Origin of the sequence: Shewanella sp. 10N.286.54.B9, assembly GCF_041468565.1 — a bacterium.
Lineage (GTDB): Bacteria > Pseudomonadota > Gammaproteobacteria > Enterobacterales > Shewanellaceae > Shewanella.
Window position 1 is genome coordinate 22,913 of the sequence record NZ_JBFRIY010000057.1, and the last position, 17,223, is coordinate 40,135.

Here is a 17,223-nt window from a genome sequence, read left to right on the forward strand (position 1 = left end):
TGATGAATCCCCACAGGCAATCCTCGATGCTATTTAGGATTTGCTGTATCGCATTGACTGTTACCGCGATGACATTTGCAATCAGGGCTGGCATTTTAACTCAGCTCAGCAGCGAGTTCGCCCTCAGTGACAACCAACTTGGTTGGGTGAATGCTATGGCATTTTTAGGCTTCCCAGTAGCAACACTATTTGGCGGATTGGTCTACAACTCACTCGGTGCCAAAAAACTGCTTATCATTGCCTTCTCTTGTCACTTATTAGGGCTGCTACTCACTCTTTCTGCTGAGGGCTTTTATGGTTTACTGATCTCCACTTTCTTTATAGGTTTTGCCAATGGTGCAGTCGAAGCGGGCTGTAACCCACTTATCGCTGCCGCTTACCCAGACAAGAAAACTATCATGCTTAACCGTTTTCATGTGTGGTTCCCAGGCGGGATCGTGATAGGCGCACTTGCATCACAGCTGTTAACTCAGCTTGGCTTTGGCTGGCAAACGCAAATAGCCATTATGCTGGTGCCAACGCTGGTTTACGGCATGCTCACTTTTAGACAGGCATTTCCGCCGATCCTCGACCAGCAAGTGTCTACTCGTAGTAATGTTGCAGCACTAATTTCACCACTATTTATCTTCATGGCAATATGCATGACCCTCACAGCAACCACAGAGCTTGGCACTCAGCAATGGATTGAGAGAATACTCGGCGCCTCCGGTGCTTCACCGATGCTCATCATGGCACTCATTACTGGCATTATGGCACTAGGGCGATACTTTTCAGCATTCCTAGTTACCACCCTCAACCCTGTTGGATTGCTGCTAGGGTCGGCAATAGTGGCCAGCTTAGGCATTTATAGCATGAGCTGGGCGACCGGCGGCTATGTCTACGTTGCGGCGATACTGTTCGCCCTGGGTGTGACTTACTTTTGGCCTACTATGCTAGGTTTTGTCGCTGAACAAATGCCGCAAACTGGCGCACTTGGTCTAGCGGTGATGGGTGGAGTTGGCATGTTCGGTGTTAGCATTTGGAACCCCATCATCGGCAGTTGGATAGATACCGCGAGAGAAAATTCATCACAGTTAAGCAGTAACCCCGAGCTTGCTGCTGGGCAATCAGTATTAGCAAGTTTATCCATATTTCCAGTGTTATTAGTCATCGCATTTAGTTTGTTGCTTATTTATATGAGAAAGCAAAACGCAAAATCAGCACGCCCAGCAAAAAGTGAGCCGCAAACCCATCATGGTGAAGACTATGCAGCATAATGAAACAGACTCGAACGAACAACTGCAACGACGCCGCTTTCTAAAAGGCCTCAGCGCCCTCGTTGGCAGCTTTGCCGCGGGTCAGTTTATCTTTGGCAATGGTTTATCGGTAGCACAGGCTTACGAAATTGTGCCTGGCGGTATTCAGGGAAAAGGCCAGCTCCTAACAGCTTTGCAACTTGAGCAATTAGCGCAAGTGTGCCGCCAAATATTGCCGCGCACCAATACACCAAGTGCTGCAGATGTCGACTGTCATGGTTTTATCGATAACCAGTTGATCCATTGCTATGAAGCGCGAGAACAGCAGCGAGTCATTGCTACGCTTAATAACCTCAACAGTGCAGCAAAAAGTCAACATCAACTGATGTTTACGGCGCTGAGCGACATGCAGCAAGTTCATTTACTTAATGCCATCGACACCGAGCAATCTCCCTTTAATAAATCACAGACTAACGACTTTAAATTTCTAAAAAGCTTAATCTGTTTTGGCTATTACACCTCAGAGATTGGCGCGACGAAAGAGCTGCGTTTTGACCCTATTCCCAACGGTTATAAGGGCACTGTGGCATTAGGTGAAGATGACAGTAACTGGGGCTCACAAGGCTTGTTTTACTAGATATGTTTGCCGCCATATTCTGTTAAGAAAAAGCACAGCGAGATAGACAAGATGAACAACAAAAAAGACGAATATTATATTAAGAACAGCGACACTGTCTTTGATGCTATCGTGATAGGTTCAGGGATCTCTGGTGGTTGGGCTGCTAAAGAGTTTACCGAACGCGGCTTTAAAACCTTAATGATAGAACGTGGCCGTATTGTCGAACACCGGAAAGATTATATTGGCGAGAATATTCCACCATGGCAGCAACCATTACGCACTCGCGTCGACAACTTGCTTGTGAACGAGCAACACAAAATCCAAAAACAATGCTATGCCTTTAAAGATGCCACCAAACACTTCTTTGGTAACGATAAAGACCTGCCTTATACCACAGCTAAAGGTACTCAATTTAGCTGGATTAGAGCTAATCAATTGGGCGGTAAATCGCTACTTTGGCATCGACAATCTTATCGTTGGGGACCGTATGATTTTATCGCCAATAAAGCTGATGGTCACGGTAATGACTGGCCTATTCGCTATGCAGATATTGCTGATTGGTATTCCCATGTAGAGCGTCACGCCGGTATTAGTGGTAGTAAAGAAAATCTACCCAACCTGCCTGATAGCGAGTTTTTGCCGCCATTCGAGCTCAATGGCCCCGAAAAAGCACTACAAAAGCAGTTTTCAGCGCTCTACCCAGAACGCCCAATGATTATTGGCCGTGCCGCTCATTTAACCGAGCCAACCGAGCTGCAGGTGTCTCAAGGCCGGATGCAGTGTAAGGCACGTAACGAGTGCCAAGCGGGTTGCTCTTTTGGCGCGTACTTCTCAACACAAAGCTCAACCCTGCCCGCAGCTGCAGCAACTAATAACTTGCATATCGCTGCCAATAGCGTGGTTCACAGCCTGATTTATGACGAAAGCAGCAATCGAGTCAAAGGGGTCAGAGTCATTGATAACGATGACCTTAGCCAGCGGGAGTACTTCGCTAAAGTGGTATTTGTCTGTGCTTCAACGTTAGGCTCAACTCAGATCTTGCTCAACTCCACCTCTAAGCGTTTCCCTAACGGTATTGGTAATAGCTCAGGAGTACTCGGTCACTATTTAATGGATCATAATTACAATGCTGGCGGCACTGGCGACTTGGCCGGATTTGATGATGAGTTCTATTCCGGTCGTCGCCCTACCGGTGTGTACATGCCCAACTTTAACTATAAGCCAGATAACAAACGCGGTTTCCTACGGGGCTACGCACTCTCTGGGCGTGCTTACCGGGAAGACTGGAAAAGTATGCAGCGTAGTGACGGTATTGGTGTGGATTTTAAAAACAAACTAAAGCGCCCAGGTAAATGGAAGTTTGGTTTATGGGCTCAAGGGGAGATGCTGCCACGCTATGAAAACCACGTTAGCCTGCACACAAACTTAAAAGATAAATGGGGCATTCCTCAGCTCAATATCAATTGTCAGTTCTCTGAGAATGAGCGAGCCATGATGCATGATGCAGCCAATCAAGTAGAGATAATGCTTACGGCGGCAGGCTTAACCAATATCAACACTGAAGTGACCAACGAAGCGCCAGGGCTGGCAATCCATGAAGTTGGCACCGCAAGAATGGGGCGCGATCCAAAAACCTCATATTTAAATGGTTATAACCAAAGCCACGACGTACCCAACCTTTTTGTCACTGATGGTTCAAGTTTCTGCTCATCGGCAGTGCAGAATCCCAGCCTGACCTTTATGGCGCTAACTGCAAGAGCCGTTGATTACGCCGCCAAAGAACTACAACAACAAAGACTTTAACTAGGCGCTCTAATTAAACCGATTTAAATACAATTAAAAGCATGGATTTTATAATGAATAGACTCTCTAATATCAGCCTTATTGCACTTTCGCTTATGGTGATTGCTTGTACCGACTCAACGCCGCAGGAGACAGCAACTGTGACCCCACCTAAGCCAACAGCAAGCGCTTCAACCACAAAAGTTGAAGCGAGCATAGACCTACCGAAAATCAGCGTGCAGCTATACTCGGTAAAAGATGACCTGAAAGCAAACTTTGAGCAAACGCTCACCCGCATCGCCGCGATGGGGTTTGTCGGTGTTGAATTTGCCGGTGACTTTGGTCCTTATGCCGATGATCCACAAGGACTTAAAGATTACCTCGCCAGCCTAGGGCTGCAAGCTAGCGGCGCACATGTGCGCTTTAAGCACTTCGATGAAACCCACTTTGCTAAATCAGTGGCATTTTATAAAACCTTAGGGGTTGATAGCGTGATTGTTCCTTGGGACGAGCGCGCCAATGATCCAGATAAAATTAATGAATTGGTCAGCGATCTTAATAAGCTAAACGAGCAGTTAAAAGCTGAAGGATTACGCTTTGGTTACCACAACCATGATGAAGAGTTTGAGGCCTATCAACAGCACACATTTTGGGATCAAATAGCCCGCAATACTGCTGATGACTTTGTGATGCAGATGGACGTCGGTTGGGTGGCATACGCCGAAAAAAGCCCAGTGCTCTATATCAACCGCTACCCAAACCGTACTCTGACCACCCACTTTAAAGCTAAGCTGCCAAAGAGCTTTGTGGCCACCGAAGCCTTAGCAGGAAAACGTGCAATTATTGGCGAAGACATGATTGACTGGCCAGCGGTAATCAACAGCAACATTACCGTTGGTGGCACCCAATGGTTTGTGGTCGAGCAAGAAGAGTACCCTGACGGACTCAGTCCGCTTGAATCTGTCGCATTATCCAAAGCAGGTTTAGACAAAATTATCAGCAACTTATAAGTGTAGATAACAAAGCCACGTCATCGAGCTGTCATAACATAGCTCGATGGCGCAAGACATATACCACCTAACAGGCGAATTCGGTCACAGTCATCTATATTCAAAGAGCACTGCTCGAACACCACTAACAGAAACTATTCACTAAAAACGAGAGTCTAATTAGATAAGCGTTATACTTAATCTGAATAGGAGCAATTATGCATCTGATCATGAAATCTCAATTCGACGAGCTTCGCCTTAACGATGAATACGAGTACAGCACCAATGACAGAGGCGGTAAGAAAGTCGTTAAGATCTATAAAGATGGTGAACTGATAGCCAAAAAAATCACTATCAAAAACTCAGTGCAGTACTTTGGTGTCACCGGAGTCGAAGAGCTACTTGAGCAAGCATAACTATTTACTCTAGTAGTAGAGCGGCCAAACTAGCTAGAGGAGCTATATTCAGAAGGCATCTAGCCTGTTCGCAAAAATTGCCTGTGCTGGTACATATTAATACTGCGATTATCTCCAATTCAGATGTGGGCGAAGCACTGAAAATATACTCAACCGCTAGGCTAGAGTTATAATGTTCGCCGTTAGATTATCAACAGAAAAGATCAAACATAGTCCAAGAAATGCTGGGTAGTAAAAGCTATAAACTCCCGTAATCTTGCAGGTTGAAACTTGTCTTTACTGTATAGCAGATACAAAGGTGTGGCCGGAATATGCCATTGGTCGAAAACATGGACTAGCTCACCGCGACGTAGCTCGTCAATGCAATAAAGCTCAGGCAAGCGCACAATGCCATGCCCCGCTAAGGCACTGCTTTTCATTACTCGACCATTCTTACAACGAAACTTACCGGTAATTGCCACCTCTGCTTTTTGCTGCGCATCCGCTTTTTGCTGAAAGCTCCAGTGGTTAATCGAGCCGATAATACAACTGTGTTCATGCAGTGCTTTAGGATGAGAAGGGAAACCTTTTTGCTCAAGATAAGCTGGCGCCGCTAGCGTACAGTTATTAATGTCCATTAGCTTACGCGCCACCAGCCCCGAGTCCTCTAACTCTCCCATGCGAAATACCAGATCAAAATGATCTAACACAAGATCTACTCGCTGGCTGCTAAAGTCGAGGTTAATGCTGATATTGGGGTGGGCGCTAATAAAATCATTTACCAAGCGGGTGACGATCTCCTCACCAATATAGCCGCCAACACAGTTAATATTGATATTCCCCTGCAGGTTTTGCGCATTATCTACCGTCTTTGCCACGGCTTGCTCCATCACGTCGAGGGCATGTTGGCAGCGCTCATAAAAAAACTCGCCTTGATCGGTTAACCTTTGCGCTCTTGTCGTGCGGGTGATCAAGGTGACGCCGAGATAAGTTTCTAACTGGGTCAATTGCTTAGATAGGTGCGAGCGTGAACAGCTTAGCTTTTCAGCTGCCAAAGTAAAACTGCCCTGCTCGGCAATCACTGTAAATGCTCTAACATCTGCTAAATTTAAATCTTTGTACATCTCATCAGCTCGACTGAAAACAGAGTGGCAAGCTTACATTAGGAGTCAAATGTAAACAATGATGTTCGCTATACATTATATATCAACAATAACCATAACGTTAAACTACGCCCAATTCGACATGGACAACTAACATTGCCGCCTCAATACTGTCAGTTCAACTGCATTGAGTGGCGTAATATATTTTGACTGAGGTTTATATGAAACAACTTATCGTAATAACTGGTGCATCTTCAGGTATTGGCGCAGCAATGGCACAAGCTTTTAATGCTAAAGGTCACCCACTGCTTTTGTTGGCTCGCCGCGTTGAACCAATGGAAGCACTAAAGCTTGAAAACACCATTTGCACTAGTGTTGATGTGACTGACGCTGCAGCAATGAAAAGTGCGATTGCCACTGCTGAAGCTAAATTTGGCCCTGTTGGCGGCTTAATTAATAACGCTGGCGTAATGCTACTTGGCGCAGCTGACGTACAAGATCCAGCCGAGTGGAGCCAGATGCTTAACGTTAACGTGATGGGTGTACTTAACGGTATTCACGCGGTACTTGCAGGTATGAAAGAGCGCAAAACCGGTACTATCATCAACATTAGCTCAGTTGCGGGTCGTAAAACATTCCCGAACCATGCTGCATATTGTGCTACTAAGTTTGCTGTTCACGCGTTAACTGAAAACATTCGTGAAGAAGTGGCAATGGATGACGTTCGTATGATCACCATCGCACCAGGTGCAGTTGAAACTCCACTACTTAGCCACACCACTAATGACGACATTAAAGCGGGCTATGAAGATTGGAAAGAGTTCATGGGCGGCATTATTGAGCCAAAATCAATTGCTGATGCTGCTATCTTTGCTTTCGAACAGCCACAAAACGTATGTGTTCGTGAAATCGTTCTAGCGACTACACGTCAACAGCCTTAATGATGATCAGCGAGCACTTGCTCAAAGTGTTCGCTGCGTAAATTATAGCGCCTAATCTAAGCCTTAACAGCATTCGCTGTTAAGGCTTTTTTGTCACTTAAAATTAACCATTCTATTACTTTAGGGATAGCTAAAAATAATAAATGTGATCTGTAACAATCTAAAAGTCGCAAGAAAACAAGCAAACAAATCCCTACCGACTGCACACCATAAAATTAAACCCAAAATAAACATGCACTTAAAGTAAAAACCAAAAGTCCATTAGATTTACTTCAATGATATTTTTATCAATTAGATTTTTAGCATGAAAGTGATCTCGCTCAACTAATCATCAACATCTCTTTGCTAAATTAAATAACAACACAGAAGCACTTTGGAACCATTCTGTTAACCACGCAAAGGACGGCGTAATACCTATAAAAAATAGTAAGGAATTGATGATGAAAACAATCACAAAAATCGCAATAGGTCTTGCTCTTGCGCTGTCTTTGGGACTTCAAGCCCAAGCAGCAGACGGCGGCAACCCGAAAAAAGGCAAACATCTGTATAAAAAAGAGTGCAAAGCTTGCCATAGCCAAGGTGACATTGGCGGTGAAATAACCCCAATGACGAAAACCATGAGCCAGTGGGATCGCTTCTTTAAACGCATGAAGCACAAAGGTGATCAAGAGGCATTCAACGCACTATCAGAAAAAGATCTTAAGGACATTCAACAATTCCTATATGACCATGCGGCCGATTCAGATCAACCACAAACTTGTGGTTAACCGTATGAGGGATTAAGTCCTTCTAATCAATAACTAACAACACTTTAAATTGAAAAATGGGGAATACCTCAGGGACTAGTGCTGCCAAAAATCAGCAATCTCGAGGTCATTCTTCAACATCAATCGAGGTTAATCACAAAACAAGATGGTTAATACTCAAAAGGAGAGATGTTATGCGTACCCTTATTTCACTGCTTGTAGCCAATGCCCTCGCTTTTTCTGGTAGCGTTTATGCTAATGATAACGATGCTCAAAAAATTGCCGACCTAAAAGCTCAGCTTGAAGATATCACCAGTGAACTCGACGACCTCAATGATCGTGTCGACACTAATGAGCGGCATACAGCGCTCGACAGACTTGAAATTACTGGCGACTTCCGTACTAAAGCCCACACATTGCACTATCAAAACGTAACTTGGAATCCCGCTATTAAAGTCAATTTCAATGACTTTGGTGCCAAGGCAATGTCTGGTGTATTTGGCTCATCTACTGATGCCAATTCGCCTTTGGGTAAAATGATGGCAGCGGATCCTAACTTGGCGGCGGCATTCCAAAGTGGTCAATTGCAAGGCGTTATGCCTTATGTATTAGCACCTAAGACAACTCAAGATATCGACAACGATATTTTTTACACCACTCGCCTCAGACTTAACCTGAAAGCCAAAGTTTGGGATAACGTCAGCTTTGCTGGTCGACTCTCGATGTATAAAAACTGGGGTGATTCAACTGGCGTAAAAGTGTTTGACTCATGGAATTCATTCACCATGGACGGCACTAACGGTGGCAGTACTAGTGGCGATTGGCTTAGAGTTGAACGCGCCTACTTTGACTGGAAAAACATTAACGGCTCGCCGCTGTATCTATCAATTGGACGCCGTCCATCAACTTACGGCCCACCAACCCAATACCGTGAAAACGAAAAGCGTGGCGGCACTCCTTCAGGCCACTTAGTTAACTTCAATTTTGACGGCGCGACCATGGGCTATCATCTCGGTGATATTACCGGCGTCGAGGGCCAAGTAGTGCGATTCTGCTACGGCCAAGGTTTTGAATCACAGTGGGGCAACGGTGAGCTATTCGGTGACATCGTCACTAAAGATACCCATCTCGGCGGATTTAATATTGATGCCATTAACGATGGTAAAAACTTCCTCCAGTTCACCCTATTTGGTGCTAAAGACGTCAATGATGGCTTCAAAGGCACCATGGCATTCCCCACTCAGTTAGCCGGAATTTTTGCACCAACCATGTATCAAGATATGCAAAAATTCGACAACTTTAACTTCGTCACTCGGGTACAGCCAAGTGGTGTCATTGGCGACATGTTCTTAGGCGGCATTGGCTTCTCACGTGAAGAAGATAACGACGTGAAATGGTTTGTGTCTGGTGGTTGGACTCGCGCCGATGGCAATGGTAACGCTGGTATGTTTGGCGGCATGTTAAGTGATGCTGTATTTGAAGCTCAGCTCAATGCCGACGGCACAGAGATCATCATGATGCCAAGTGCTGCCGATGATAGTGGTGCCAAAGACGGTTACAGCATCTATGCCGGCATTCAGATCCCCGCGCCTTACGGCAAGGTCGGTTTTGAATACAACTATGGCTCAAAATACTGGACGCCGTTTACCCAGGCACAAGACGATCCTATCGGCAGTAAGTTAGCCACAAGAGGCCATGTTGCTGAAGCGTATTATATGTTCGATATCAACCCTAATATGTTCATCAAACTGGCTGGATTGTATTACGACTTCGAATATACCGGCAGCGGCACTCCCGTTGGTGCTCCACAAAAAATCGATGATGTTATCGAAGGTAGCGCTTACTCAATGTTGCCTGTGGTCGACACAGCGTACGACCTCAACGCCTCTCTTACCGTTAAATTCTAAGCTTGGATAATCCCCCCGGCGTTTGCGCCGGGGCAGGAGCAAAACATGAAAAAATTAATCATTAGTGCCATCGCTGTGGGGTTAATTGCTAGCACACAATTTGCCATGGCAGCTAACCCGCATAGCGAGTACCTGCAAGGTCCGTTTACTCAAGGCTCTGAGGTCACCACTCAGTGTATTGAGTGCCATGAAGATCATGCCAAAGATTTTATGAAGTCCTCACACTGGACTTGGGAATTGGAACAAAAACTACCAGGGCGCACAGTAAAACGTGGAAAAAAAGACGCCATCAACAATTTCTGTACCTCTATCTCAGGTAACGAACCGAGATGTACCAGCTGTCACGCGGGCTACGGTTGGAAAGATAACAACTTTGATTTTACCGACATGACCAAAGTCGATTGCCTAGTTTGTCACGATACTACCGGCACTTACATAAAAGATCCCGCCGGGGCTGGCGAGGTGCTCGCCCGAGTAAACCTTGAACGAGTCGCACAAAATGTTGGTGCACCAGTACGTGATAACTGCGGTACTTGCCACTTCTTTGGTGGCGGCGGTGATGCAGTAAAACATGGTGATTTAGATTCCTCTATGTCTTATCCAGATAAGGCGACCGATGTGCATATGGACACCGACGGCAATGACTTCCAATGCCAGACCTGTCATACAACCGAAGCTCATCAGATAACCGGTAATGCTATGGGCGTTTCACCTGGAGGGCAGAACCCAATAGGTTGCGTCAATTGTCACGATGCCTTGCCACACAAAAACAAAAAGCTGAATACCCACTCGGCCAGTGTTGCCTGCCAAACTTGTCACATTCCATTTTTTGCTCGTAATGAAGCGACCAAAATGAGCTGGGATTGGTCAACAGCGGGTAGCGATCTTGAGGAAACTAAAGATAAATACGGCAAGAAGAGCTATCAGAAAAAGAAAGGAAACTTCGTTTGGGGCAAGATGGTTGAGCCTGAGTATGCTTGGTATAACGGTAATGCCGATGCCTATATGGTCGGTGACAAGATGGATCCAACCAAAGTGACTAAGCTGACTAGCCCGCTCGGAGACATTAACGATAGCACTGCCAAAATCTATCCATTCAAGGTGCACCGCGGTAAGCAGATCTACGACAGTAAACAAAACATTTTCGTTACTGCTAAAGTCTACGGCAAAGGTGGATACTGGCAAGATTATGATTGGGACAAAGCCGCGAAACTGGGCATGGAAGCCAATCAAGTGTTAGCTGACAAAGGTATCACATACAGCGGCGAACATGGCTTTGCGGCAACTGAAATGTGGTGGCGTATTAACCATATGGTTTCACCAAAAACCGAAGCCCTCAAATGCAGTGACTGCCATAACAAAGGTACCCGTATGAATTGGCAAGCTTTAGGCTATGACAGTGATCCAATGAAAAGTAAAACCGGCAAACGCCACGCCAAATAGCCTACCACTTCAATAGCAGTATTTAGCGCAGCTATTGCTCCATTAGTTGCGCTAATCGTCAGCCGGTTCCCTGCAAATTCACCGGCTGACACCCTACCAATTACGCATAATTCCACATTACGTTCCCATTTATCTATATGTAGCTTCGCTAGCAGTGCTTTAAGTTCCTCAAAAAAAATCGATTTTATTTCACACAAAGATGTAAATAAGCTGTTAAGTTAAACAGATTAGTTAAAGCTATACTATTATTTATACACCCTTTTCTGACAGTCCAAGGATGTGATGAACGATGAGAGAAAACTTCAGTTTACTAAATAATAATCGCGCTAAGGCTGAGTTGCTACTCTCCTCTACTTTCATCAATTTATTGTCGCTGGCTCTGCCTTTTACCATGCTACAAATATACGACCGTATATTGCCAAATGAAGGCTACGGCACCGCCAGTGTGTTGGCTTCAGCCGTGGCGGTGGCGATCTTATTAGAGCTGCTATTACGCTATTCTCGCAGTTGGTTATTGGCCTCATCGGCCGCCAATTTTGAGTTACAAACCACCACTAAAGTCGTCAATGCATTAATGCAATCTGACTACCACCATGTAGAAAGTCTCGGTACCGGAAAAGTATCAAACGGGCTTGCCAGTATTGCCGCCATGCGAGAACTCTATTCAGGGCAAGCACTTGTGGCGTTAATGGACTTCCCGTTTGTACTGATTTTTCTAGCACTGGTTGCCTATATTGGCGGCCCGTTAGTGTTTATTCCCATTGCTGTTTGGCTCGTTATCGGTGGCTTGGTATTTTTTATCGGCCAAAAGCTAAACCGTGCCACTGAAGATTTAGCACTCACCGACAGTGAACGCTCGCGCATGTTGATTTTAGTGTTATCGGGACTCACCACCGCGAAGGCTTTGGCACTGGAAACTCGGTTATCAGCAATTTATAGCGAGATAAATTACCGCCGCTTAGCACAGCAACAGCAGGTCGATTGGCTATCTTCTAAACTACAAGAGTTGATCCAGGGCGCGTCTCAAGGCACCACGCTGTTAATCGTTTTGATTGGTTGTTATGAAGTACTCAATGGCAACCTCACAACGGGTGGTCTTGCCGCTTGTTCGATATTGGCCGGCAGAGCGATCGCTCCGCTCAGCGCCATTATCAGCCTACGCTCGCGACTCGCAAGTGCCAGTACCGCAATGAACCATGTCAATGATTTAGCAGAACTACCACAAGAGGTATTTAAAGGTAGCCGCCAGTATCAACAAAAACTCCCCCTTGGACCAATCACCTTTGAAAATGTTGCCAGCTCGCAGGTGGGCGCTAAGCTCAGCAACTTTAACCTATCCATTGCCAGCGGCAGTTTAGTCACAGTGACCTCAGATCCCCTCACCCATGCCAGTTTACTGCTTAGCGTTATTGGTGCATTTCATCATTTAGATAAAGGTACGATAACCATTGCAGGGGTTGAACAAAGTGAACACCAGGGCAATGAGTACCGCCAATCGGTGACTTACGTATCGCCTTGGCCAACGCTGTTTGCTGGTAGTTTATTAGAAAATATGACCATGTTCAGACCCGAGAGAGAAGCACTGGCGATGGAAGTCGCTGAAGCGTTAGGGCTAACTAGCAGCATTGCTCAGCTGCCATCCGGCTATCAAACCGAAGTGGGCATTAGCGATAATCAAATGCTTAATAAAGGCGCAATTAAACTCATTGCTTTGGTCAGAGCTTTTGTACAGTCACCCTCTATTTTACTGCTTGATGAGCCGATGGTTTCACTGGACGCTGATTCCCAAGCGCGACTCGTCAATGTCATTAACCATTACAAAGGGGAAATGACTATTATCTGCGCCTCTCATTTTGCAGAACTTGCGAACCACGCCGAGCTAAAGGTCAATATTGATAGCACAGGCAAGTGCCAAATCTTAACTGCTACGCAGGAGGCTGGATCATGAATTCAATCAGTCAAACTCAGCCAACAGAAACAACATCCACTATTGAGCCGCAAGAGCTAAAATACATATTAGTCGCACTATTTCAGCAATTAGGGCTGTTTTCACAAGCAAATAACCTACTCAATGATGATTCAGTTAAGGGCGTTGATACCGTTACACTCGCCAACCTATTACGCAAACACCATATCGGCTATTCCGTTTTTAAAGCTGATAAGAAGGCAACCTCACAAGCCATTCACCCCTTTATTATTATCCCAGATGATAAGCCCGCAATAATGGTGCGGCGCAGAAATGAGCAGTATGAGATTTTCGAGTTGCAAACAGAGCAATGGCAAACGACAAGCGCTGACGACTTACTGCTAGATAGCCACGTTGTTATTATCGAAAGCCTCCCAGCGAGTAAACAAAACATACGTGCTTTTGCTGCCCATATGAGTAAACGCACCAAATGGTATCGACCCGTCTTTTGGCTTAGTTTACTGTCGAGTATTACCGGGCTTGCGGTGCCGCTGTTTACCATGGCGGTTTACGACCGAGTTATTGGCGGGCAAGCGCCTGACGTACTACCAACTATCGCCCTTGGCGCCGCATTAGCCTTGGCGGTGTTGGTCACGACTCGACTGACACGAGCCAATGTACTCGCGACCACCAGTAATCGCTTTGCCCGCGATCTGTCAGATCTGACCTTTAAGCGACTCTTAAGTATGCCGCTGATGGTGTTATCTCGAGTAGGTAGCGCTAACCATATGGCACGGATGCGCAATGCTGAAAAAGTCAGAACCTTGTTGTCTGGCCCTGGGGGAGCGGGCTTAGTTGACTTGCCTTTTACCGCCATTGCATTAGTCACTATTGCGCTATTGAGTGGCTGGCTGGTTGTGGTTCCTTTGGTCATGTTGCTGCTATTTTATTTGGTGATGAAAGCAGTCAATAAGTATGCTCAATCAGCCTCACCCACTATTAGCGGAGACTATCAAAACTCAATAAACGAGTTGGCCAAAAACTTACTACAACTTAAAACAAGTGGTGAAACAGACGGTTGGAATACTAAGTTTGCGCGGCAGTGTAAAGAAAATTGCAGGCAGAACTTTCTCTTTGCCAAACGGAATGGATTAAATGTCGCTGTCGCTCATGCAATGAGCTTACTCACAGCATTGGTCACCGTATTTACCGGTATATTTTTAGTGCTTAACCAAAGTATTAGCCCCGGTGCGTTGATTGCTTGTGTGATGCTTATCTGGCGCATTACCGGGCCCGCCCAGTTGGCATTTTCCTCTAGCCAAAAAATCACCATGATGGACATGGCAATCAAACAGTTTGATCGCTTTATGCAAGCGGGAACTGAAAACAGTGAATTAAGGCTCGATACACCTGCAACAGATACTCCGCCTGCGATTAGCTTTCAACATGTTACTTTGCGTTATGGCGCAGATGTTGATCCAGCACTGGCGGGGGTGAGTGTCGATATTGAACCAGGGGAAAATGTTGCGATTATTGGCCCCAATGCCTGCGGAAAAACTTCAATGCTACTTGCCGCTATGGGAGTCGCAGAAGCTCAAGCGGGCTATGTCAGTGTTAATGGCAAAAACCTGAAACAATATGATCCTGAAGCTTATCGAAAATGGGCTGCATTCTGCCCTGCTGAGCCAGATCTCTTCCCGGGAACTTTAGCCTACAACTTGCGCATCGCAAAACAAGATGCCAGCGATGAAGAGCTGGTTGCGGCCATAAAGGCTGCGGGAGGCGGATCTCTGTTTAATGCCTTAGGAAATGATCTTAACATCGATCTATTTAACCGTGGTCACACACTATTATCTGCCGTTGAAGGCAGTTACATCAGCTTAGCGAGAGCGCTGCTTAAGCAATCAAGCTTAATCATACTTGATGAGCCCATTGCCAACCGAAACCCTGCTGCTAGAGCTCAGTTACTAAAAACATTCAGCGCGCTTAAAGGCAAAAGCACCGTGCTATTTACCAGCCATGATCAAGAGCTGATCCAGCAAGCCGACAAAGTGGTGATTTTAGATAAAGGCGCGGTTGTTTACGCAGGTCCAATTCCCGACCAATCAGCTCAACAACCGCAATCAGCAGCATCTCAGGAGAACCTCCCTAATGGATAATCGTCAACTAGCGAATCGAGTATGGCCTGAGCACGAATTTACCGATGCCATTGAAGCGCCTGCGGAAAGGAAGTTTATTAAACGGATAATCTTTTTGATCACAGGTTCAGTGCTGATTATGTTGCTTTGGTCTCTTTTCGCTCAGGTTGAAGAGATCTCCAAATCTAAAGGACAAGTTGTCCCGCTAGGACATCGACAGATAATTCAAAGCCGCACAGGCGGTACGATTGCATCTGTAGTGGTAGAGGAGGGAGACGTGGTAAAAAAAGGCGATGTGTTAGCGAGTTTTGTCTCTATTGACAGCCAATCAGCTGAAGAGGAACTGGCCAGTAAACGGGCAAACTTGGTACTCAGAATTGAGCGCTATGAGTCCTTTATCGATCAAAGAGAAGCTAACTTTGCTGAGTTTGAACTGGAATACCCACAGTTAGTCAAACTGCACACAGCATCATTAAACCGCATGAACCAAGAGCGATTGGCGATGCAGCAATTATCAGAATCTGATATCGCTAAGTCGCAAGCAGAGATCGATGGTCTTAAAGCTGAGATCCCACCGCTTAGTGACCAGATAGAAACCGCTGAACAAACACTTAAGATGATGCGCTCAGTAACCGAAGAGCAGGCCGTCTCTAAATTGCGAATTTTGGAATCACAACAAAAGCTTGATTCCTACATACGCGAGCTAAGAGGCATGGAAAGCAAGCAGCAGGTGTTGTCTAAAAACCTGCTCACTCTTGAGCAACAGTTAAAGCAAAAACAAGCCACATTACTCAAAGAAGTTGGCGAGAAACGCACCGATGCCCAAGCAGAACTGCTAGGCATTATCGCCCGCTTGAAATCATCAGGATCCTTAGTGTCACAAAATACGGTTACGGCGCCGGTTGATGGCATTATTCAGTCTATCCCCTCCTCTTCTACTGGCAGCGTGATCCAACCCGGTGGCACTGTTGCGGTTATCGTACCGATGACTAAAACCGGCTTAATGGAAGCCAAACTGTCTCCGCGAGATATTGGCTTTGTGAAAGTTGGCCAACCGGTGCGGATTAAAATTGATGCCTTCGATTACAGCCGCTATGGCGCACTCGATGGCATTGTGAAGCGTATTTCGCCCAGTACCGATTCAGATGAAAAAGGTGGCGTATTTTATAAAGTGCAGATCAGCATAGATAAACCATACTTTGCAGATAAACCCGGCCAGTTTGACTTGATCCCAGGGATGACAGGTGAAGCCGACATAGTGACCGGTGACAAAACGGTCTTCCAATATTTATGGAAGCCAGTATTTACCAATGTGACAGAAGCTTTTGGTGAGCGCTAAAGAGGAAGTAGATAATGAGTCAGGACGATAAAAAATCCACATCAAGTGCAAAGACACCAGAAGCGATTGCTGCGGAGAAAAAACAACGACAATTGGACGCCAAAATTAAGGCTAAACAGCTCGACAAGGACGTAGCTCGTTTAAAAGCTAAAGAGTTTAGAGATGGCGGTAAAGCCAGTACCATAGGTAATAAGGATTTAGTTGCCGATAAATCTTGGAGTACTGCAAGCCTTGCAGCCAAAGAGCAACCAGCACATTCAAACACAGATACCGCTCAGCGAGGACAGCAGCAAACCGAGCTAGCAGATAAAGAAAATCAAGCAGCAATAACGGAAAAAACGGATCAAGTCGCTCAAACAACAAATTCGGTCACTGACGTTAAGGCAGCACAAGACAAGCACGCCCAACCACACGGTACAACTGAAACCACAGGCTTACATTCAGGCGCACATTTTCATGCTAACGCAAATGGAACCATTGAATTAAGCCAGATAGCTAAACCACTCACTTTTAGCCCCAATGAGCATAATCAACCTCACTTTACTGTTGCTATAACAACAACGGGGTTAACAAAGGAGCCAGTGATCCCTACTGGTTATAGCGAACCACAAACATCACACCCCCCATTATCACCAAATACAGGCAGTACGACTAGCGGTCATGGCACTGGCACTGGCACT

Annotated in this window: 14 protein-coding genes; 13 read left to right on the forward strand and 1 reads right to left on the reverse strand. The window is 45.8% G+C overall.

All coding sequences use genetic code 11. The annotated features are described in order from the left end of the window. The first annotated feature begins 2 nt into the window (after positions 1-2). The 5 genes from AB4135_RS18430 to AB4135_RS18450 all read left to right on the forward strand — a co-directional run bounded on the left by AB4135_RS18430 (position 3) and on the right by AB4135_RS18450 (position 5,041). On the forward strand, positions 3-1,256 hold the full coding sequence (locus tag AB4135_RS18430; RefSeq protein WP_371994928.1) for a sugar MFS transporter: 1,254 nt from the start codon (positions 3-5) through the stop codon (positions 1,254-1,256). Continuing rightward, a complete protein-coding gene (locus AB4135_RS18435; RefSeq protein WP_371994915.1) occupies positions 1,246-1,872 on the forward strand; it encodes a gluconate 2-dehydrogenase subunit 3 family protein in 627 nt (208 codons plus the stop codon). Before AB4135_RS18430 ends, AB4135_RS18435 begins: the two co-directional genes overlap by 11 nt. A 51-nt stretch (positions 1,873-1,923) precedes the next feature. Beyond that, positions 1,924-3,657: a GMC oxidoreductase gene (locus AB4135_RS18440; RefSeq protein ID WP_371994916.1), complete on the forward strand. Its 1,734-nt coding sequence runs from the start codon at positions 1,924-1,926 to the stop codon at positions 3,655-3,657. A gap of 53 nt (positions 3,658-3,710) precedes the next feature. Then, positions 3,711-4,646, forward strand: coding sequence for a sugar phosphate isomerase/epimerase family protein (locus AB4135_RS18445; protein WP_371994917.1), 936 nt, complete (start codon positions 3,711-3,713; stop codon positions 4,644-4,646). A 197-nt stretch (positions 4,647-4,843) separates the two neighbouring features. Then, entirely contained in the window at positions 4,844-5,041 is a 198-nt protein-coding gene (locus AB4135_RS18450; RefSeq protein WP_371994918.1) for a hypothetical protein, read from the forward strand. 203 nt (positions 5,042-5,244) lie between these two features. On the opposite strand, the gene AB4135_RS18455 is transcribed toward AB4135_RS18450, so the two are convergent. Continuing rightward, positions 5,245-6,144 (reverse strand): LysR family transcriptional regulator, encoded by a 900-nt coding sequence (locus AB4135_RS18455; protein WP_371994919.1) that lies wholly within the window; start codon positions 6,142-6,144, stop codon positions 5,245-5,247. A gap of 200 nt (positions 6,145-6,344) precedes the next feature. Here AB4135_RS18455 and AB4135_RS18460 point away from each other — a divergent pair, with 200 nt between their 5' ends. The 8 genes from AB4135_RS18460 to AB4135_RS18495 form a co-directional block, all read left to right on the forward strand. Then, complete coding sequence (locus AB4135_RS18460) at positions 6,345-7,064, forward strand: SDR family oxidoreductase (protein ID WP_371994920.1); 720 nt, start codon at positions 6,345-6,347, stop codon at positions 7,062-7,064. 437 nt (positions 7,065-7,501) lie between these two features. Beyond that, positions 7,502-7,831, forward strand: coding sequence for a cytochrome c (locus tag AB4135_RS18465; RefSeq protein ID WP_371994921.1), 330 nt, complete (start codon positions 7,502-7,504; stop codon positions 7,829-7,831). Positions 7,832-8,004: 173 nt separating this feature from the next. Next, on the forward strand, positions 8,005-9,717 hold the full coding sequence (locus AB4135_RS18470) for a DUF3373 domain-containing protein (protein WP_371994922.1): 1,713 nt from the start codon (positions 8,005-8,007) through the stop codon (positions 9,715-9,717). A gap of 45 nt (positions 9,718-9,762) precedes the next feature. Further along, positions 9,763-11,160 (forward strand): tetrathionate reductase family octaheme c-type cytochrome, encoded by a 1,398-nt coding sequence (locus tag AB4135_RS18475; protein WP_371994923.1) that lies wholly within the window; start codon positions 9,763-9,765, stop codon positions 11,158-11,160. 289 nt (positions 11,161-11,449) lie between these two features. Continuing rightward, positions 11,450-13,108, forward strand: coding sequence for an ABC transporter transmembrane domain-containing protein (locus AB4135_RS18480; RefSeq protein ID WP_371994924.1), 1,659 nt, complete (start codon positions 11,450-11,452; stop codon positions 13,106-13,108). Beyond that, complete coding sequence (locus AB4135_RS18485; protein ID WP_371994925.1) at positions 13,105-15,225, forward strand: ATP-binding cassette domain-containing protein; 2,121 nt, start codon at positions 13,105-13,107, stop codon at positions 15,223-15,225. Before AB4135_RS18480 ends, AB4135_RS18485 begins: the two co-directional genes overlap by 4 nt. Further along, a complete protein-coding gene (locus tag AB4135_RS18490; RefSeq protein WP_371994926.1) occupies positions 15,218-16,543 on the forward strand; it encodes an HlyD family type I secretion periplasmic adaptor subunit in 1,326 nt (441 codons plus the stop codon). The genes AB4135_RS18485 and AB4135_RS18490 overlap by 8 nt, the downstream gene beginning before the upstream one ends. Before the next feature lie 14 nt (positions 16,544-16,557). Further along, the coding region (locus tag AB4135_RS18495; RefSeq protein ID WP_371994927.1) for a hypothetical protein at positions 16,558-17,223 on the forward strand (666 nt) is incomplete at its 3' end.